This is a genomic window from Pseudomonas sp. JV241A (assembly GCF_900275665.1).
In the GTDB taxonomy this organism is placed as follows: Bacteria; Pseudomonadota; Gammaproteobacteria; order Pseudomonadales; family Pseudomonadaceae; genus Aquipseudomonas; species Aquipseudomonas wadenswilerensis.
This window is the reverse complement of sequence record NZ_OPYO01000032.1, coordinates 92,825-111,707: the sequence shown is the minus strand read 5'-3', so window position 1 is coordinate 111,707 and position 18,883 is coordinate 92,825. Positions and strand designations below refer to the sequence as shown.

22 protein-coding genes and 1 tRNA gene are annotated in these 18,883 nt (G+C 61.8%); 21 read left to right on the top strand and 2 right to left on the bottom strand.

What is annotated here, in order from left to right; all coding sequences use genetic code 11:
* Positions 1 to 55 precede the first annotated feature (55 nt).
* Positions 56 to 568, top strand: a complete 513-nt coding sequence (gene sodC / locus JV241A_RS20540; protein WP_134064215.1) for a superoxide dismutase family protein — start codon at positions 56 to 58, stop codon at positions 566 to 568.
* A 156-nt stretch (positions 569 to 724) separates the two neighbouring features.
* On the opposite strand, the gene JV241A_RS20535 is transcribed toward sodC, so the two are convergent.
* Positions 725 to 809, bottom strand: a tRNA-Leu gene (locus JV241A_RS20535).
* A 108-nt stretch (positions 810 to 917) separates the two neighbouring features.
* Here JV241A_RS20535 and queA point away from each other — a divergent pair.
* From queA to JV241A_RS20505, 6 genes are all read left to right on the top strand, one after another.
* Positions 918 to 1,967 carry a tRNA preQ1(34) S-adenosylmethionine ribosyltransferase-isomerase QueA gene (gene queA, locus JV241A_RS20530; RefSeq protein ID WP_115088649.1) on the top strand — a complete coding sequence of 350 codons (1,050 nt, stop codon included), beginning with the start codon at positions 918 to 920 and terminating at the stop codon, positions 1,965 to 1,967.
* A 14-nt stretch (positions 1,968 to 1,981) separates the two neighbouring features.
* The gene (gene tgt, locus JV241A_RS20525; RefSeq protein WP_162195925.1) at positions 1,982 to 3,097 is read left to right on the top strand and encodes a tRNA guanosine(34) transglycosylase Tgt; all 1,116 of its coding nucleotides are present in this window, start codon (positions 1,982 to 1,984) and stop codon (positions 3,095 to 3,097) included.
* A gap of 47 nt (positions 3,098 to 3,144) precedes the next feature.
* A complete protein-coding gene (yajC, locus tag JV241A_RS20520; protein WP_010223473.1) occupies positions 3,145 to 3,480 on the top strand; it encodes a preprotein translocase subunit YajC in 336 nt (111 codons plus the stop codon).
* Between the two features lie 63 nt (positions 3,481 to 3,543).
* Positions 3,544 to 5,409 carry a protein translocase subunit SecD gene (gene secD / locus JV241A_RS20515; RefSeq protein WP_115088648.1) on the top strand — a complete coding sequence of 622 codons (1,866 nt, stop codon included), beginning with the start codon at positions 3,544 to 3,546 and terminating at the stop codon, positions 5,407 to 5,409.
* A 9-nt stretch (positions 5,410 to 5,418) separates the two neighbouring features.
* Positions 5,419 to 6,330: a protein translocase subunit SecF gene (gene secF / locus JV241A_RS20510; protein WP_115088647.1), complete on the top strand. Its 912-nt coding sequence runs from the start codon at positions 5,419 to 5,421 to the stop codon at positions 6,328 to 6,330.
* Between the two features lie 119 nt (positions 6,331 to 6,449).
* Positions 6,450 to 6,998: a glycine zipper 2TM domain-containing protein gene (locus JV241A_RS20505; RefSeq protein WP_115088646.1), complete on the top strand. Its 549-nt coding sequence runs from the start codon at positions 6,450 to 6,452 to the stop codon at positions 6,996 to 6,998.
* Between the two features lie 186 nt (positions 6,999 to 7,184).
* Here the strand turns inward: JV241A_RS20505 and suhB are convergent, their stop codons facing one another.
* Positions 7,185 to 8,003: an inositol-phosphate phosphatase gene (gene suhB / locus JV241A_RS20500; protein ID WP_010223469.1), complete on the bottom strand. Its 819-nt coding sequence runs from the start codon at positions 8,001 to 8,003 to the stop codon at positions 7,185 to 7,187.
* Between the two features lie 145 nt (positions 8,004 to 8,148).
* On the opposite strand from suhB, the gene trmJ reads away from it, so the two are divergent.
* The 14 genes from trmJ to JV241A_RS20430 all read left to right on the top strand — a co-directional run bounded on the left by trmJ (position 8,149) and on the right by JV241A_RS20430 (position 18,883).
* Positions 8,149 to 8,922, top strand: a complete 774-nt coding sequence (gene trmJ, locus JV241A_RS20495) for a tRNA (cytosine(32)/uridine(32)-2'-O)-methyltransferase TrmJ (RefSeq protein ID WP_115088645.1) — start codon at positions 8,149 to 8,151, stop codon at positions 8,920 to 8,922.
* Complete coding sequence (cysE, locus tag JV241A_RS20490) at positions 8,923 to 9,705, top strand: serine O-acetyltransferase (RefSeq protein WP_115088644.1); 783 nt, start codon at positions 8,923 to 8,925, stop codon at positions 9,703 to 9,705.
* A 153-nt stretch (positions 9,706 to 9,858) separates the two neighbouring features.
* Positions 9,859 to 10,350: a Fe-S cluster assembly transcriptional regulator IscR gene (gene iscR / locus JV241A_RS20485; RefSeq protein WP_115088643.1), complete on the top strand. Its 492-nt coding sequence runs from the start codon at positions 9,859 to 9,861 to the stop codon at positions 10,348 to 10,350.
* 42 nt (positions 10,351 to 10,392) lie between these two features.
* Positions 10,393 to 11,607 carry an IscS subfamily cysteine desulfurase gene (locus JV241A_RS20480; protein WP_115088642.1) on the top strand — a complete coding sequence of 405 codons (1,215 nt, stop codon included), beginning with the start codon at positions 10,393 to 10,395 and terminating at the stop codon, positions 11,605 to 11,607.
* Between the two features lie 46 nt (positions 11,608 to 11,653).
* Entirely contained in the window at positions 11,654 to 12,040 is a 387-nt protein-coding gene (gene iscU / locus JV241A_RS20475) for a Fe-S cluster assembly scaffold IscU (protein WP_002552476.1), read from the top strand.
* Positions 12,041 to 12,068: 28 nt separating this feature from the next.
* Positions 12,069 to 12,392, top strand: coding sequence for an iron-sulfur cluster assembly protein IscA (iscA, locus tag JV241A_RS20470; RefSeq protein WP_010223463.1), 324 nt, complete (start codon positions 12,069 to 12,071; stop codon positions 12,390 to 12,392).
* 8 nt (positions 12,393 to 12,400) lie between these two features.
* Positions 12,401 to 12,922 carry a co-chaperone HscB gene (hscB, locus tag JV241A_RS20465; RefSeq protein WP_134064213.1) on the top strand — a complete coding sequence of 174 codons (522 nt, stop codon included), beginning with the start codon at positions 12,401 to 12,403 and terminating at the stop codon, positions 12,920 to 12,922.
* Positions 12,923 to 12,964: 42 nt separating this feature from the next.
* On the top strand, positions 12,965 to 14,827 hold the full coding sequence (gene hscA, locus JV241A_RS20460; protein WP_115088640.1) for a Fe-S protein assembly chaperone HscA: 1,863 nt from the start codon (positions 12,965 to 12,967) through the stop codon (positions 14,825 to 14,827).
* A 3-nt stretch (positions 14,828 to 14,830) separates the two neighbouring features.
* A complete protein-coding gene (fdx, locus tag JV241A_RS20455) occupies positions 14,831 to 15,172 on the top strand; it encodes an ISC system 2Fe-2S type ferredoxin (RefSeq protein WP_134064211.1) in 342 nt (113 codons plus the stop codon).
* A 13-nt stretch (positions 15,173 to 15,185) separates the two neighbouring features.
* Positions 15,186 to 15,386 (top strand): Fe-S cluster assembly protein IscX, encoded by a 201-nt coding sequence (gene iscX / locus JV241A_RS20450; RefSeq protein WP_028942766.1) that lies wholly within the window; start codon positions 15,186 to 15,188, stop codon positions 15,384 to 15,386.
* Positions 15,387 to 15,477: 91 nt separating this feature from the next.
* Positions 15,478 to 15,903, top strand: coding sequence for a nucleoside-diphosphate kinase (gene ndk / locus JV241A_RS20445; protein WP_007964426.1), 426 nt, complete (start codon positions 15,478 to 15,480; stop codon positions 15,901 to 15,903).
* A gap of 28 nt (positions 15,904 to 15,931) precedes the next feature.
* Positions 15,932 to 17,077 (top strand): 23S rRNA (adenine(2503)-C(2))-methyltransferase RlmN, encoded by a 1,146-nt coding sequence (rlmN, locus tag JV241A_RS20440; protein WP_134064209.1) that lies wholly within the window; start codon positions 15,932 to 15,934, stop codon positions 17,075 to 17,077.
* Between the two features lie 13 nt (positions 17,078 to 17,090).
* Complete coding sequence (gene pilW / locus JV241A_RS20435) at positions 17,091 to 17,849, top strand: type IV pilus biogenesis/stability protein PilW (protein WP_134064207.1); 759 nt, start codon at positions 17,091 to 17,093, stop codon at positions 17,847 to 17,849.
* Positions 17,849 to 18,883: a RodZ family helix-turn-helix domain-containing protein gene (locus JV241A_RS20430; protein ID WP_134064205.1), complete on the top strand. Its 1,035-nt coding sequence runs from the start codon at positions 17,849 to 17,851 to the stop codon at positions 18,881 to 18,883. Before pilW ends, JV241A_RS20430 begins: the two co-directional genes overlap by 1 nt.

Sequence of the window (18,883 nt, the reverse complement as noted above, 5' to 3'; positions counted from 1 at the left end):
GGGTCCACCTTGATAAGGTGCCCTTCGGCTGCATCGACCCACAAGGAGCAACCTCATGAAAGCACTCTTGTTCACTGCCGCCCTGGCAACAGCGGGCGCCGCCCAGGCCCAGACCGTGGAAATGGCCCTGGTGGGCGTCGATGGCAGCGCCAAACCTGTTGGTACCATCACCATCGAGCAGAACCAATACGGCACCTTGCTCACGCCTGACCTGCGCGACTTGCCGCCGGGTGTACATGGCTTTCACCTGCACGAAAAACCTTCTTGCGCACCCGCACCCGCCGATGGCAAGACCACGCCGGCAGGTGCTGCGGGCGGGCACTGGGATCCGCAACAGAGTAAAAAACACCTGGGCCCGTACGACGATGCCGGGCATAAAGGCGACCTGCCTGCCCTGTATGTCAACGCCGACGGCACCGCCCGCTATCCAGTCCTGGCCCCACGCCTGAAGGCCGAGGAATTCAAGGGCCATGCGCTGATGGTGCATGGCGGTGGTGATAATCACAGTGATCATCCGCAGGCGTTGGGTGGTGGTGGGGCGCGGATTGCGTGTGGGGTGGTGCAATAAGGGGCTATCCACTGCGCAATGCGCTAGGCCTGCACGTGTTGCAATAACGGCGCGTTGGGCGTGTCTGCCTCACGGCGATGAAATCCACCGACAGGTGCAGCGCCTGATCTGCCGGGCACAAAAAAACCGACCCTAGGGTCGGTTTCTTGTTGCGTTTGGTGCCCCGAGGGAGACTCGAACTCCCACTCCTTTCGAAAACGGATTTTGAATCCGCCGCGTCTACCAATTCCGCCATCAGGGCTTGTGGCGGCGAAGTATAGAGAGGCGCCTACCGTTGGTCAATCAGGTTTCATGGTCAATTTTCACCATTTCGGCTAAACTTTCCGGCCCTGTCGAACCGAACACCATCATGCGCGTCGCCGATTTCTCCTTTGAGCTTCCTGATTCCCTGATCGCTCGCCATCCGCTGGCGCAGCGCCATAGCAGCCGGCTGCTGACCCTGGACGGGCCGAGCGGGGCACTGGCGCATCGCCAGTTCACCGACCTGCTCGAGCATTTGCGCCCGGGCGATCTGATGGTGTTCAACAATACCCGGGTGATTCCGGCGCGTCTGTTCGGCCAGAAGGCCAGCGGCGGCAAGCTGGAGATCCTCGTCGAGCGCGTACTCGACAGCCACCGGGTACTGGCCCACGTACGTTCGAGCAAGGCGCCCAAGCCGGGCACGCCGATCGTCATCGACGGCGGTGGCGAGGCCGAGATGGTCGCCCGTCACGATGCGCTGTTCGAGCTGCGTTTTGCCGAAGAGGTGCTGCCACTGCTCGATCGCGTCGGACATATGCCGCTGCCGCCGTACATCGACCGTCCGGATGAGGGCGCCGACCGCGAGCGCTACCAGACGGTGTACGCCGAGCGCGCTGGCGCCGTGGCCGCGCCAACCGCCGGCCTGCACTTCGATGAAGAGCTGCTGGCCAAGATCGCCGCCAAAGGCGTGGAAACCGCCTTCGTCACCCTGCACGTGGGGGCTGGTACCTTCCAGCCAGTGCGGGTCGAGCGCATCGAAGACCACCACATGCATAAAGAGTGGCTGGAGGTCGGCCAGGATGTGGTCGACGCCGTGGCCGCGTGCCGCGCCCGTGGTGGGCGGGTGGTTGCCGTGGGCACCACCAGCGTGCGCTCGCTGGAAAGCGCCGCCCGTGATGGCGAGCTCAAGGCGTTCAGTGGCGACACCGATATCTTCATCTTCCCAGGCCGGCCATTCCATGTGGTCGATGCCCTGGTGACCAACTTCCATTTGCCTGAATCCACGCTGCTGATGCTGGTTTCAGCCTTCGCCGGTTACCCCGAGACCATGGCTGCCTACGCGGCGGCGGTCGAGAACGGGTACCGCTTCTTCAGTTACGGTGATGCCATGTTCATCACCCGCAATCCGGCGCCACGCGGCCCCGAGGATCAAGCATGAGTCGCACCTGTCGTATGTCCTTCGAATTGCTCGCCACCGACGGCAAGGCCCGTCGCGGCCGCCTGACCTTCCCCCGTGGCGTGGTCGAGACCCCGGCGTTCATGCCGGTGGGCACCTATGGCACGGTCAAGGGCATGCTGCCGCGCGACATCGAGGCGATCGGCGCGCACATGATCCTCGGCAACACCTTCCACCTGTGGCTGCGCCCGGGCACCGAGGTGATCAAGGCCCATGGCGACCTGCACGACTTCATGAAGTGGCAGGGCCCGATCCTTACCGACTCCGGTGGTTTCCAGGTGTTCAGCCTGGGCGCCATGCGCAAGATCCGCGAAGAGGGCGTGACGTTTGCCTCGCCGGTCGACGGCTCCAAGGTGTTCATGGGCCCGGAAGAGTCGATGCAGGTCCAGCGCGACCTGGGCTCGGACGTGGTGATGATCTTCGACGAATGCACCCCGTACCCGGCCGATGAAGACGTCGCCCGCGTATCCATGGAGCTGTCCCTGCGCTGGGCCCAGCGCTCGAAAAACGCCCACGGCGACAGCACCGCGGCGCTGTTCGGCATTGTCCAGGGTGGCATGCACGAAAACCTGCGCATGCGCTCGCTCGAAGGCCTGGAAAAGATCGGCTTCGACGGCCTGGCCATCGGCGGCCTGTCGGTGGGCGAGCCCAAGCACGAAATGATCAAGGTCCTGGATTACCTGCCAGGGCGCATGCCGGCTGACAAACCTCGTTACCTTATGGGGGTAGGCAAGCCGGAAGATCTCGTTGAGGGTGTGCGCCGCGGCGTCGACATGTTCGATTGCGTGATGCCCACGCGCAACGCGCGCAACGGTCATCTGTTTGTCGATACCGGCGTGCTGAAAATCCGTAACGCGTTCCATCGCCACGATGATTCGCCCCTGGACGCGACCTGCGATTGCTATACCTGCCAGAACTTCTCCCGTGCTTATCTGCATCACCTGGATAAATGCGGCGAAATGTTGGGCAGTATGTTGAATACGATCCATAACTTGCGCCATTACCAGCGGTTGATGGCTGGTTTACGCGAGGCTATTCAACAAGGTACATTGGCCGCCTTTGTCGATGCCTTTTACGCCAAGCGCGGGCTGCCTGTGCCGCCCTTGGACTGATGTTCTGTCGATCCCTAACAAGTACTGATTTGCAACTGGAGTGCTAAATGAGCTTTCTGATCCCTGCCGCATACGCGGACGCAGCTGCCCCAGCCGCCGGCCCAGCCGGTACTGGCTTCGAGTGGATTTTCCTGGTCGGTTTCCTGGTCATCTTCTACCTGATGATCTGGCGCCCGCAGGCCAAACGTGCCAAAGAGCAGAAGAACCTGCTGAGCAACCTGCAAAAAGGTGACGAAGTTGTCACCAACGGCGGTATCGCCGGCAAGATCGTCAAAGTTGCCGACGACTTCGTCGTTCTGGAAGTGTCCGACAACGTCGAGCTGAAGTTCCAGAAGGGCGCCGTAGCCGCGACCCTGCCTAAAGGCACGCTCAAAGCGATCTAAGTTTCAGTTTTTTACCAATCGACGGGGCGCGCAAGGCGCCCCGCGTCTTGAACGGGCGGCGTGATGCTGAACAAATACCCTCTGTGGAAATACGCACTGATCCTGGTGGTACTGGCGATCGGTTTTATTTATTCCGCTCCCAACCTCTACCCTGATGATCCGGCCGTTCAGGTCAGCGGTGCCAGTACTGCACTGCAGGTCACTCAGGCCGATCTGGACCGCGTGAGCAAAGCGCTCAATGAGTCCGGTATCCAGGTCAAGGCTGCAAGCCTGGGCGAGAAGGGCAAGGTTGGCCTGGTGCGCCTGACCAAACAGGAAGACCAACTGCCAGCCAAGGACGTAGTGCGCAAGGCACTGGGCGACGACTATGTAGTAGCGCTCAACCTGGCCCCGACTACCCCGCAATGGCTGCGCAACCTGGGCGCAAGCCCGATGAAGCTGGGTCTGGACCTTTCCGGTGGTGTGCACTTCCTGCTTGAAGTGGACATGGACAAGGCCATGTCGGCCCGCCTGAAAGTCTACGAAGGCGAAGTCAAAAGCCTGCTGCGCAAAGAGCGCGTGCGCTACCGCAGCCTGCCGCAACAAGATGGCGGCATCCAGCTGGGCTTCTCCGATGATGAATCCCGCGAACAGGCCCGTAGCCTGATCCGCAAGAATTTCAATGATTTCGAGCTGACCACCACCGAGCGTAACGGCCTGTCCGTGCTGCGCCTGGCGATTACCCCGGCCAAGGTCGCGGAAATCCGTGAATACTCGATCAAGCAGAACCTGACCACGGTACGTAACCGCGTCAACGAGCTGGGTGTAGCCGAGCCACTGGTTCAGCGCCAGGGTGCCAACCGCATCGTGGTCGAGCTGCCAGGCGTGCAGGACACCGCCGAAGCCAAGCGTATTCTCGGCAAGACCGCCAACCTCGAATTCCGCCTGGGCGCTGAGCCTGGTGCCTCGAAAGCCACCACCGAAACCTTCGAGTTCCGCGAAGGCGGTCGTTCGGCGGCGGTCGAGCGTGGGCTGATCATCACCGGTGACCAGGTCACCGACGCTCAGGCCAGCTTCGACGAGCAAGGCCGTCCGCAAGTGAACATCCGTCTGGATGGTCATGGCGGCGAGCTGATGAGCCGCGCTACCCGTAGCAACGTCGGTCGCAGCATGGCGGTTATCTTCATCGAACAGCGTCCTACCACGCGCTACGTCAAGCAGATGGTCGACGGCGTCGAGAAAGACGTTGCCGTGCAGACCTTCACCGAAGAGAAGAAGATCATCAGCCTGGCGACCATTCAGTCGCCACTGGGCAGCCAGTTCCGTATCACTGGCCTGAACGGTCAGGGCGAATCGTCGGAACTGGCCCTGCTGCTGCGTGCCGGTGGCCTGGCGGCGCCGATGTACTTCGCTGAAGAGCGCACCATCGGCCCGAGCCTGGGTGCCGACAACATCACCAAGGGTATCGACGCTTCCCTGTGGGGCATGCTGTTCGTCTCGCTGTTCATCATGGCCATCTACCGCTTCTTCGGCCTGATCGCGACCATCGCCCTGGCCGGTAACATGGTCATGCTGCTGGCGCTGATGTCCCTGCTGGGGGCGACGCTGACCCTGCCAGGTATCGCCGGTATCGTCCTGACCATGGGTATGGCGGTCGACGCCAACGTGCTGATCTTCTCGCGGATCCGCGAAGAGCTGGCCAATGGCATGTCGGTGCAACGCGCCATCCACGAAGGCTTCAACCGTGCCTACACGGCGATTGTCGACGCCAACCTGACCACCTTGCTGGTCGGCGGCATCCTCTTCGCCATGGGTACCGGCCCGGTCAAGGGCTTCGCGGTTACCATGTCCCTCGGGATTTTCACCTCGATGTTCACGGCCGTCATGGTTACCCGCGCAATGGTCAACCTGACCTGCGGCGGGCGTGATATCAAGAAGCTGTGGGTTTAAGGGGCTGCCATGTTACGTACCATCAACTTCATGGGTGTGCGCAACCTTGCGTTCGGCATCACCCTGCTTCTGACCGTGCTGGCGCTGTTCAGCTGGTTCTACAAAGGGCTCAACTTCGGCCTGGACTTCACCGGCGGTACGCTCATCGAGCTGACCTACGAGCGTCCGGCCAACCTCGGCCAGGTCCGTGAGGAGCTGGTCAAGGCCGGCTTCCAGGATGCCGTGGTGCAGAGCTTCGGTGCGACTACCGACCTGCTGGTGCGCATGCCTGGCGATGACCCGCTGCTGGGTAATCGTGTGTCCGAGGCGCTGCAAAAGGTCAGTACCGACAACCCGGCTGTGGTCAAGCGCGTCGAATTCGTTGGCCCGCAGGTCGGTGAAGAGCTGCGCGACCAGGGCGGCCTGGGCATGTTGCTGGCCCTGGGCGGCATCATGATCTACCTGGCCTTCCGCTTTCAGTGGAAGTTCGCCCTGGGTGCGATCCTGTCGCTGATCCACGACGTGGTCGTGACCATGGGTATCCTTTCGTTCTTCCAGATCACCTTCGACTTGACGGTGCTGGCGGCGGTGCTGGCGATCATCGGTTACTCGCTCAACGACACCATCGTTGTGTTCGACCGGGTGCGTGAGAACTTCCGGGTACTGCGCAAGGCCTCGCTGATCGAGAACATCAATATCTCGACCACCCAGACCCTGCTGCGGACCGTGGCGACGTCGGTATCGACCTTGCTGGCCATTGCCGCACTGCTGTTCTTCGGTGGCGACAACCTGTGGGGCTTCTCCCTGGCGCTGTTCATCGGTGTCATGGCCGGTACCTACTCGTCGATCTACATCGCCAACGTGGTGCTGATCTGGCTCAACCTGAACAGTGAAGACCTGATCCCGACGGTGAAAGCCGAAGGTGTGGACGAACGTCCATAAGGGTTTTCCCACATTGTGGGTCGTACAAAAAGGCGCGAGTGTTGAACTCGCGCCTTTTTTTATGCTCCAAGGCAGGGAGAAGGCGGGCAATGTTCCGCAGGTACGATCAGGAGGTTCACGTGAACAAGTCGATGCTGGTGGGTGCGGTTCTGGGTGCTGTCGGTGTAACAGCCGGAGGTGCTGTTGCCACCTACAGCCTGGTCAAGGGCGGGCCGGAATACGCCGAGGTGTTGGCGGTGCAACCGGTCAAGCAGACGGTCAAGACACCCCGTGAAGTGTGCAAGGACGTCACCGTGACGCGTCAGGCGCCGGTGAAGGATCAGCACCAGATCGCCGGTACCGTGGTCGGTGCCCTGGCAGGTGGCCTGCTGGGTAACCAGATCGGCGGCGGCACCGGTAAAAAGATCGCTACCGTGGCCGGTGCGGTCGGTGGCGGCTATGCCGGCAACAAGGTGCAGGAAGGCATGCAGGAGCGTGATACCTACACCACTACGCAAACCCGCTGCAACACGGTCAATGACCTGAGCGAGAAGGTTGTTGGCTATGACGTGAAGTATTCGATCGGCGACAAGGTCGGTCAGGTGCGCATGGACCGTGACCCAGGCTCGCAAATTCCGCTGGATAAAGAAGGCAAGCTGGTGCTGAGCCAGGCCCAGCCAGGCCAGTAACGGCGCGGTCTCTGTGGGAGCTGGCCTTGCCGGCGATCGAGCGCGAAGCGGTCGTAATCCAGGCACCGGCTACAGTGTTGGCTATACCGGCCTCATCGCTGGCAAGCCAGCTCCCACAGAGAGAAGGTGGTTCATAAGGCCAAAAAAAAGCACCCCGAAGGGTGCTTTTTTTGTGTTCGATCGAACTTAGCGTTTGATCGAAGCAGGCAGGTGCGGCTGGATAGCAGTCAGGACGGCCTTGAAGCACTTGGTGTTGCCGGCAACGATGTGACCCTTCTCGAGGAAGTCGTGGCCACCGGTGAAGTCGCTCACCAGGCCGCCAGCTTCCTGGATCAGCAGCGCGCCTGCAGCCATGTCCCACTCCGACAGGCCCGATTCCCAGAAGGCATCGAAACGACCGGCGGCAACGTAGGCCAGGTCCAGGCTGGCAGCACCGGCGCGGCGGATGCCGGCGGTCTGGCCGACCAGGGCGCGGAACATGCCCAGGTAGTTGTCCAGGTCAGCCATCTGGTTGTCGCGGAACGGGAAGCCGGTACCCAGCAGGGCGCCTTCCAGGCTGGTGCGAGGGCTGACGCGCAGGCGACGACCGTTCAGCTGGGCGCCACGGCCACGGCTGGCGGTGAATTCTTCCTGGCGGACAGGGTCCAGTACCACGGCGTGCTCAAGGCGGCCACGGTATTTGCAGGCAATGCTGACAGCAAAGTGCGGAACGCCACGCAGGAAGTTGGTGGTGCCATCCAGTGGGTCGATGATCCACAGGTAGTCCTTGCCTTCTTCGCCGCTACCGGCATGCAGGCCGGTTTCTTCGCCGTAGATGGAGTGGTTCGGGTAGGCCTTGCGCAGGGCATCGATGATTTTCTGCTCTGCGGCGCGATCGACTTCGGAGACGTAATCCTTGGCGTCTTTTTCATCAACCTTGATGCTATCCAGGCGCTCGATGGAGCGGAAAATCAATTCACTGGCGCTGCGGGCGGCGCGCAGCGCGATATTCAGCATGGGCTGCATGGACGTTTCACCTGGGTCGTTAAAGAAAGCCGAACATTCTAGCAGAAAACTTTGCGCGAAGAAGGGTGACATTTGCTTTCGTAGCGTAAAGTCGGTCGCTTCTGTAAGATTTGCTCCCCCTTCGCAACGTCTGTGAGCGCTCGCCTTGCTGCAAAATATTCGTGTTGTTCTGGTCAATACCAGCCACCCCGGCAATATCGGCGGCGCTGCGCGTGCCATGAAAAACATGGGCTTGTCGCGGCTGGTGCTGGTCGACCCGCAGAGTTTCCCGTCCCCCGAGGCCGATGCCCGTGCGTCGGGTGCCGATGACGTGCTGGCCGGTGCGCAAGTGGTCGCCAGCCTCGAAGATGCGCTGGTCGGTTGCAACCTGGTGTTTGGCACCAGTGCCCGCGAGCGGCGCATCCCCTGGCCGCTGGTCGATCCGCGCGAGTGCGCCAGCAAAGTCATCGAGCATGCCACCCAGGGCGAGGAGATCGCCCTGGTGTTTGGTCGTGAGCACGCGGGCCTGACCAACGAAGAGCTGCAGCGTTGCCACTTTCATGTGCACATTCCCTCGAACCCGGACTTCAGCTCGCTGAACCTCGGTGCCGCGGTGCAAGTGCTGTCCTATGAAGTGCGCATGGCCTGGCTGGCGCTGGAAGGGCAGTCGTTGAAGTCGGAAAAAATCGACGTGGCGTCGGAGCGCAGCAGCGAGCTGGCGACCATGGATGAAATGGAGCTGTTCTACGAGCACCTGGAAAAGACCCTGGTCGCTATCGGCTTTCTCGACCCGCAGAAGCCCAAGCACCTGATGCCGCGCCTGCGTCGGTTGTATGGGCGCAGCTCGGTCGATCGTTCGGAAATGAGTATTTTGCGCGGCATTCTCACGGAAACCCAGAAAGCGGCCCGTGGCGAACCGCATAAGCGGAAGGATCAATAGATGTTCGAGCGTCTGCGTGAAGATATCCAGAGCGTTTTCCACCGTGATCCGGCGGCGCGCAATGCCTTTGAAGTGCTGACCTGCTACCCGGGCATGCACGCAATCTGGCTGCACCGCGCGGCGCACGCCCTGTGGCGGCGGGACTGGAAGTGGCTGGCCCGGCTGGTGTCGAACTTCGGCCGCTGGCTGACCGGGATCGAGATTCACCCCGGCGCCAAGGTTGGCCGACGCTTTTTCATTGACCACGGCATGGGTATCGTCATCGGCGAAACCGCCGAGATTGGCGACGACGTCACCCTGTACCAGGGCGTGACCCTGGGGGGCACCACCTGGAACAAGGGCAAGCGTCACCCGACCCTGGAAGATGGCGTTGTCGTCGGTGCCGGGGCCAAGGTGCTGGGGCCGTTCACTGTCGGCGCCGGGGCCAAGATCGGCTCCAACGCGGTGGTGACCAAGGCGGTGCCGGCCGGTGCGACCGCCGTGGGTATCCCGGGGCGGATCATCGTCAAGACCGATGCCGAGGTCGAGGCCAGGCGCAAGGCCATGGCCGAGAAGATCGGCTTCGATGCCTATGGTGTCAGCGAGGACATGCCCGACCCGGTGGCTCGCGCCATTGGTCAGTTGCTCGACCACCTGCAGGCTGTCGACGGACGCCTGGAGGACATGTGCGGCGCGCTGAAGAACCTGGGCAGCGACTACTGCGCCAAGGAGCTGCCGGCTTTGCGTGAAGAAGACTTCGCCGAGATCAAGGATGAGGCCCGTAGCGACGCGTCGACGCATTGACAGAAGGGGCGTGCGCAAGCGCCCCTTAGTTTGCTATCATTCCGCCGCCCTCTTGCGGTAAACCCGACTAAAGCACTAGGTCTTATAGTTGACTTAAATGCTCGGGAATAGCATACTCGCTCCCATCCCGTAACCCCGTGGTACCTACTAGCCATGCGACTGACTACAAAAGGCCGATACGCCGTGACCGCCATGCTCGACCTGGCGTTGCACGCGCAGAATGGGCCGGTGTCTCTGGCCGACATTTCCGAGCGCCAAGGCATCTCCCTCTCTTATCTGGAGCAGCTGTTTGCAAAGCTGCGCCGCAGCGGCCTGGTTTCCAGTGTGCGCGGCCCTGGCGGCGGCTATCAGCTGTCGCGAAGCATGGAGAGCATTCAGGTCGCCCAGGTCATCGATGCGGTTAACGAATCGGTCGATGCCACGCGTTGCCAGGGCCTGGGTGATTGCCACGCCGGCGACACCTGCCTGACCCACCACCTGTGGTGCGACCTCAGCCAGCAGATTCACGAATTCCTCAGCGGCATCAGCCTGGCTGACCTTGTCACTCGCCGTGAGGTACAAGAAGTCGCCCAGCGCCAGGACCTGCGTCGTATTGCAGGCCGGGCAACGCAGCTGGACAAGATTGAGACGTCTGCCGTCGAATGACCGTTTCGACGCGCGGCGCGACCGCCTGATAGGAGATATTCAATGAAGTTGCCGATCTACCTCGATTACTCCGCGACCACCCCGGTCGATCCACGCGTTGCCCAGAAGATGAGCGACTGCCTGCTGGTCGACGGGAACTTCGGTAACCCGGCGTCGCGCTCCCACGTCTTTGGCTGGAAAGCCGAAGAAGCGGTCGAGAACGCCCGTCGCCAGGTCGCTGACCTGGTCAATGCCGACCCGCGGGAAATTGTCTGGACCAGCGGTGCCACCGAGTCCGACAACCTGGCAATCAAGGGCGTCGCGCACTTCTACAGCACCAAGGGCAAGCACCTGATCACCTCCAAGATCGAGCACAAGGCTGTTCTGGACAGCACTCGTCAGCTGGAGCGTGAAGGCTTCGAAGTCACCTACATCGAGCCGGGCGCCGATGGCCTGATCACTCCGGCCATGGTCGAAGCAGCCCTGCGTGAAGACACCATCCTGGTGTCGATCATGCACGTGAACAACGAAATCGGCACCATCAACGACATCGCCGCCATCGGCGAGCTGACCCGCGCCCGCGGCGTCATGTTCCACGTCGATGCCGCGCAGTCCACCGGCAAGGTCGAAATCGACCTGCAGAAGCTGAAAGTCGACCTGATGTCGTTCTCGGCGCACAAAACCTACGGCCCTAAAGGCATCGGCGCGTTGTACGTCAGCCGCAAGCCTCGCGTGCGCCTGGAAGCCACCATGCACGGCGGCGGTCACGAGCGCGGCATGCGTTCGGGCACCCTGGCTACCCACCAGATCGTCGGCATGGGTGAAGCCTTCGCCATCGCCAAAGAGCTGATGGCCAGCGAGAACGTGCGCATCAAGGCCCTGAGCGACCGCTTCTACAAGCAGGTCGAAGGCCTTGAAGAGCTGTACATCAACGGCAGCATGACCGCGCGCATTCCGCACAACCTGAACCTGAGCTTCAACTACGTCGAAGGCGAGTCGCTGATCATGGCGCTCAAGGACCTGGCCGTTTCGTCCGGCTCGGCCTGTACTTCGGCTTCGCTCGAGCCGTCCTATGTGCTGCGTGCCCTGGGCCGCAACGACGAACTGGCACACAGCTCGATCCGCTTCACCTTCGGTCGTTTCAGCACCGAAGAAGAAATCGACTACGCCGCGCAGAAGGTTTGCGAGGCCGTAACCAAGCTGCGCGAATTGTCGCCGCTGTGGGATATGTACAAAGACGGCGTCGACATCTCCAAGATCGAGTGGGCTGCGCACTAAGTAGTCGCCGGCAAGAGCGGCTCTCTGATGAGGAAGGAATTGCACCATGGCATACAGTGAAAAGGTCATCGACCATTACGAAAACCCGCGTAACGTCGGCAAGATGAATGCCGAGGACCCGGATGTCGGCACCGGCATGGTCGGCGCTCCGGCGTGCGGCGACGTCATGCGCCTGCAGATCAAGGTCAACGAGCAGGGCGTCATCGAAGACGCCAAGTTCAAGACCTACGGCTGCGGTTCGGCCATCGCTTCCAGCTCCCTCGCTACCGAGTGGATGAAGGGCAAGACCCTGGACGAAGCCGAGACCATCAAGAACACCCAGCTGGCCGAAGAGCTGGCGCTGCCGCCGGTTAAAATCCACTGCTCGGTACTCGCCGAGGACGCCATCAAGGCGGCCGTGCGCGATTACAAGCAGAAGAAAGGTTTGCTCTAAGGTCGCCTGTTGCAGGTAAGGAGTCTCGATGGCTATCAGCATGACAGAAGCCGCCGCCAAACATGTGCGGCGCTCCCTCGACGGACGCGGCAAAGGTGAAGGTATTCGCCTTGGCGTGCGCACCACTGGCTGCTCGGGCCTGGCCTATGTGCTCGAGTTCGTCGATCAGCCGGACAGCGAAGACCTGGTCTTCGAAAGCCATGGCGAGAAGGTGATCATCGATCCGAAAAGCCTGACGTACCTCGACGGTACCGAGCTGGATTTCGTCAAGGAAGGGTTGAACGAAGGCTTCAAGTTCAACAACCCCAACGTGCGCGGTGAGTGTGGCTGCGGCGAAAGCTTCAACGTCTGAGGCTGCGCGTGGGTACTCCTTGTCATTTCGCCCTGTTTGACCTGCAACCTGGCTTCCGTCTGGACCTCGACAAGCTGGCCGTTCGCTATCGCGAGCTGGCCCGCGAGGTCCATCCGGATCGCTTCGCCGATGCCTCCGAACGTGAACAGCGCATTGCGCTGGAGCGTTCGGCTGCGCTGAACGAGGCTTACCAGACTCTCAAGAGCGCGCCCCGGCGTGCCCGCTACCTGTTGGCGATCGGCGGTCATGAAGTACCGCAGGAAGTCACCGTCCATGATCCCGAGTTCCTCTTCCAGCAGATGCAACTGCGCGAAGAGCTCGAAGACCTCCAGGACAGTGCCGACCTCGATGGCGTGGCCGTGTTCAAGCGTCGCTTGAAAGCTGCCCAGGAAGCACTCAACGAGGACTTCGCCGCCTGCTGGGATGATGCTGCGCAGCGTGAACAGGCCGAGCGCCTGATGCGCCGCATGCAGTTTCTCGACAAGCTCGCCTACGAAGTGCGCCAGCTGGAAGAGCGCCTCGACGATTAACCCGGCGCTGCTTCTGGCGGCGCCCCTGGTATTCAGATAAGCATGGCCCTACTGCAGATCGCCGAACCCGGTCAGAGCCCTCAGCCGCACCAGCGTCGCCTGGCGGTGGGTATTGACCTAGGTACCACCAATTCCCTGGTTGCTGCCCTGCGCAGCGGCCGCAGCGAGCCCCTGCCGGATGCCCAAGGCCGGGTTATCCTGCCGTCCGCCGTGCGCTATCACGCCGACCACATCGACGTCGGCCAGCTCGCCCGCGACGCCGCCTCCAGCGACCCGCTCAACACGGTGCTGTCGGTCAAGCGCCTGATGGGCCGTGGCCTTGCAGACGTCAAGCAGCTGGGCGAGCAGTTGCCGTACCGCTTTGTCGGCGGTGAGTCGCATATGCCGTTCATCGACACTGTCCAGGGGCCGAAAAGCCCGGTGGAAGTCTCGGCCGATATCCTCAAGGTGCTGCGCCAGCGCGCCGAAGAGACCCTCGGCGGCGAGCTGGTTGGCGCAGTGATCACCGTGCCGGCCTATTTCGACGACGCCCAGCGCCAGGCCACCAAGGACGCCGCGCGTCTGGCCGGCCTCAACGTATTGCGCCTGCTCAACGAACCGACCGCGGCGGCCGTGGCCTATGGCCTGGATCAGAATGCCGAAGGCCTGGTGGCCATCTATGACCTGGGTGGCGGTACCTTCGATATATCGATCCTGCGCCTGACGGGCGGGGTCTTTGAAGTGCTGGCCACCGGTGGCGACAGCGCCCTGGGCGGCGACGACTTCGACCACGCTATCGCCAACTGGATCGTCGAGCAGGCCGGCCTGTCCTCGGACCTCGATCCGGGTGCCCAGCGCCAGTTGCTGCAAACCGCCTGCGCGGCCAAAGAGGCCCTGACTGATGCTGATTCGGTGACGGTTGCCCATGGCAGCTGGCAGGCCGAGCTGACCCGGGGCGCCTTTGATGCCCTGATCGAGCCGATGGTCGCCCGCAGCCTCAAGGCCTGCCGCCGTGCCGTGCGTGACAGCGGCGTCGAGCTCGAAGAGGTCGCCGCAGTGGTAATGGTCGGTGGTTCGACCCGCGTGCCGCGTGTGCGCGAGGCTGTAGGCGCGCTGTTTGGCCGTACCCCGCTGACCGAAATCGACCCGGACCAGGTGGTCGCCATCGGCGCCGCTATCCAGGCCGATACCCTGGCCGGTAACCGCCGTGATGGTGGCGAATTGCTGCTTCTTGACGTGATTCCGCTGTCCCTGGGCCTGGAAACCATGGGTGGGCTGATGGAGAAGGTGATTCCGCGCAACACCACCATCCCGGTTGCCCGCGCCCAGGAATTCACCACCTACAAAGATGGCCAGTCGGCCATGATGATTCACGTGCTGCAAGGCGAGCGTGAACTGATCAGTGACTGCCGCTCCCTGGCGCGCTTCGAACTGCGTGGCATTCCGGCGATGGTCGCCGGTGCGGCGAAGATCCGCGTAACCTTCCAGGTCGATGCCGACGGCCTGCTCAGCGTTTCGGCGCGCGAGCTGGGTTCGGGCGTCGAATCGAGCATCCAGGTCAAGCCGTCCTACGGCCTGACCGACGGCGAAATCGCCCGCATGCTCAAGGATTCCTTCGAACATGCCGGTTTCGACAAGGTGGCGCGCCAGTTGCGCGAACACCAGGTCGACGCCGAGCGCCTGCTCGAAGCGGTGCAGGGCGCCCTGGACGCCGATGGCGAGCGCCTGCTGGACGCCGAAGAGCGCCTGGCGATCGAGCAACAGATGCAAGACTTGCGTGATTTGATCAACGGCACCGATGGCGCGGCCATCGAGCAACAGACCAAGCGTCTGTCGCAGGTGACCGATGCCTTTGCCGCCCGTCGCCTTGATTCGACGGTAAAAGCCGCTTTGGCCGGGCGCAACCTGAATGAGATCGAGGAATAACTGATGCCGCAGGTGATTTTTCTGCCCCACGAGAGATTCTGCCCGGAAGGCATGGTCGTGGAGGCCGAGACCGGGAAATCCATTCTCGAGGTGGCCCATGACAACCACATTGAGATCGAAAGCGCTTGTGGTGGCGTCTGCGCCTGTACCACGTGCCACTGCGTCATTCGCGAAGGTTTCAATTCGCTCAATGAGGCTGACGAGCTGGAAGAGGACTTCCTGGATCGCGCCTGGGGCCTTGAGCCAACGTCGCGCCTGACCTGTCAGGCGCTGGTCGGTACAGAGGATGTAACTGTCGAGATTCCGAAATACTCGCTCAACCACGCTGCCGAAGCGCCGCATTGATCCTGGAGCCATCATGAGTCTGAAATGGGTTGATGTACTTGAGATTGCAATCCAGCTTGCCGAAAGCAAGCCGGAAGTCGATCCTCGTTATGTGAACTTCGTCGATCTGCACCAGTGGGTGCTGGCATTGCCGGAATTCAGTGACGATCCGCAGCGTGGCGGCGAGAAGGTTCTCGAAGCCATCCAGGCGGCCTGGATCGAAGAAGCCGACTGAGCGCGCTCGGCAGGTTAGGCAATCCCTTGGAACCCGCGTATAATTCGCGGGTTTAATTTTTCGCTTCACTCAACGTTTCTGGAGTTTCACCATGGCTGTTCAACGTACTTTCTCCATCATCAAGCCTGACGCAGTTGCTAAAAACGTGATCGGCGAGATCACCACCCGTTTCGAAAAAGCCGGCCTGCGCGTCGTTGCCTCGAAGCTCAAGCAACTGTCCAAAGCCGAAGCCGAAGGCTTCTACGCTGAGCACAAAGAGCGCGGTTTCTTCGGTGACCTGGTTGCCTTCATGATCTCCGGCCCTGTTGTTGTTCAGGTTCTGGAAGGCGAAAACGCCATCGCTCTGAACCGTGAGCTGATGGGCGCTACCAACCCTAAAGAAGCTGCTGCCGGCACCATCCGCGCCGACTTCGCCGAGTCCATCGACGCCAACGCCGTTCACGGTTCGGACTCCGAAGCCGCTGCTGCTCGCGAAATCTCGTACTTCTTCGCAGCTACCGAGGTAACCACTCGCTAAGCGAAAGCTTACGGGTGAGGGTGAATCCATGACGACATCGACTGGCAAAACTAACCTGTTGGGGCTAACCCAGCCGGAAATGGAAAAATTCTTCGACTCTATCGGGGAGAAGCGTTTCCGTGCCGGTCAGGTAATGAAATGGATTCACCACTTTGGCGTCGATGATTTCGACGCCATGACGAATGTCGGCAAGGTCTTGCGCGAAAAGCTCAAGGCTGTTGCCGAGATTCGCGGTCCGGAAGTGGTCAGCGAGGACATCTCCAGCGACGGCACCCGTAAATGGGTGGTGCGCGTGGCGTCCGGCAGCTGCGTCGAGACCGTGTACATCCCCCAGGGCAAGCGTGGCACATTGTGTGTCTCGTCCCAGGCCGGTTGCGCCCTGGACTGCAGTTTCTGCTCCACCGGCAAGCAAGGATTCAACAGCAACCTCACCGCCGCCGAAGTGATCGGCCAGGTGTGGATTGCCAACAAGTCGTTCGGCAGCGTGCCGGCCACCATCGACCGCGCCATCACCAACGTGGTGATGATGGGCATGGGTGAGCCATTGCTGAACTTCGACAACGTGGTCGCCGCCATGCACCTGATGATGGACGACCTCGGCTACGGCATTTCCAAGCGCCGGGTGACCCTGTCCACCTCCGGCGTGGTACCGATGATCGAAGAGCTGGCCAAGCACATCGACGTCTCCCTGGCCCTGTCGCTGCACGCGCCGAACGATGCGCTGCGCAACGAACTGGTGCCGATCAACAAGAAGTACCCGCTCAAGGTCCTGCTCGAAGCGTGCATGAACTACATGTCGCAACTGGGCGAAAAGCGCGTACTGACCATTGAGTACACCCTGCTCAAGGACGTCAACGACAAGCTCGAACACGCCGTGGAAATGGCCGAGCTGCTCAAGAACGTACCGTGCAAGATCAACTTGATCCCGTTCAACCCGTTCCCGCATTCCGGTTACGAGCGGCCGAGCAACAATGCCATCCGCCGCTTCCAGGACCACCTGCATCACGCCGGTTACAACGTCACGGTGCGTACCACCCGTGGTGAAGACATCGACGCCGCTTGCGGTCAGCTGGTTGGCCAGGTGATGGACCGTACCCGCCGCAGCGAGCGCTATATCGCCGTGCGTCAGTTGAACGCCGACGGTGAAGTGCAAGAAAGCGCCGCGCGCAACTGAAGAGAGGACCTCCATGACCCTGCGCTTCGCGCTGTCGATCCTGGCGCTCGCCCTGCTTGCAGGTTGCGTGTCCGGCGGGAGTTCGGACGCGCTGGGCAGTCGTGAAGGTCGCGAACAGGCGCGACAGGCCTATGTGCAGTTGGGCCTGGGTTATTTGCAACAAGGTTTGACCGAGCAGGCCAAAGCGCCGCTGAAAAAAGCCCTCGACCTCGATAGCCAGGATGCCGCAGCCAATGCGGCCCTGGCTTTGGTGTTTCAGGCCGAAGACGAGCCGGAACTGGCCGAGGCGCACTTTCGCAAGGCCCTGGCCAGCCGCCCGGACGACAGCCGAATTCGCAACAATTACGGCAGTTTCCTTTATGCTCGTGGGCAATACGCCCAGGCGCAGCAGATGTTTGCCCAAGCGGCGGCCGATACCCTGTATCCTGAACGCTCCCGGGTGTTCGAGAACCTCGGCCTGACCGCGCTCAGGCTGGGACAGCGCGCCGAAGCGCAGGAATACCTGGTAAAAGCTTTGCGACTCAACCAGCAGCAGCCGCGCGCGTTGCTGGAAATGGCTGAGTTGTCTTACGAAGACAGGCATTATGTGCCGGCCCGTGACTACTACGATCGTTTCAGCCAGCTGAGCGACCACAGTGCCCGCAGCCTGCTGCTGGGCAGTCGCCTGGCCAGCGTCTTCGAAGAACGGAACAAGGCCAGCGAACTGGGCCTGCAATTACAACGACTTTATCCCGGTACGCCGGAATATCAGCAATACCTGTCGGAGCAATGATGAAAGCGGCGCATCCCGAAGCAGCAGCAGCGACTCGCGAAAATCCCGGTGAAATCCTGCGTCAGGCCCGCGAGAGCAGGGACTGGTCCCAGGTCGAAGTGGCCCGCAAGCTCAACCTCACCGTGAGTTCCCTGAACAATCTTGAAGCCGGCGCCTTCGACAAGCTGCCGGGGCATACCTTTGCCCGTGGCTACATCCGTGCCTATGCCAAGCTGCTGGACATGGACCAGGCCGCCCTGGTGCAAGCCTTCGACCAGTGCACCGGCACCCACGCCCAGGGCAGCGACGTGCACGCCCTTGGCCGCATCGAAGAGCCGGTGCGCCTGTCCCACAACATCCTGCGTATCGTCAGCCTGGTGCTGCTGGTGGTCGTGATCGGTGGCGGCTTCTTCTGGTGGCAGGACCAGACCAGCCTGCGTGGCAAGGACCTGGCCAACATGGCCCTGGAACACGTCGAAGTCGAAAGCGCCGATGGCACCACCCAGATTCACCCGCTGGACGAGCCTGAAGACCAGGCAGTGACCGCTGGTCAGCAACCGGAAAGCACTACCCTGAACCTCGAGCAGGCCCCGGCGCCAACCGAGCAAGTGGCCGCCGCACCGGCTGAGCAAGCACCGCTCAGCCCGGTTGCCGCACCTGTTGCCCCTGCCGCCCCTGCTGTCAGCACTGCGGTAACACCAGTGGCCCCGGCGGCCCCGGTTGTACCTGCGCCAGCGCCGGCGGCGCCGGTGGTCAACAGCGCAGTTGCCGCAGTGCCAACGGCTCCTGCTGTTGCCGCTCCAGCCCCGGCCGGTAGCGGCCAGCTGCACATGCAATTCAACGCCGATTGCTGGACTTCGGTCACCGATGGCAACGGCAAGCTGCTGTTCAGCGCCATCAAGCGCAAGGGCGACAGCCTGGACCTGACCGGCAAGCCGCCGTTTTCGGTACGCCTGGGCTTTGCCCGCGGCGTGCAGGTCAGCTACAACGGCCAGCCTGTCGACGTTGCGCCGTTCACCAGTGGCGAGACCGCTCGCCTGAAGTTGGGACAATAA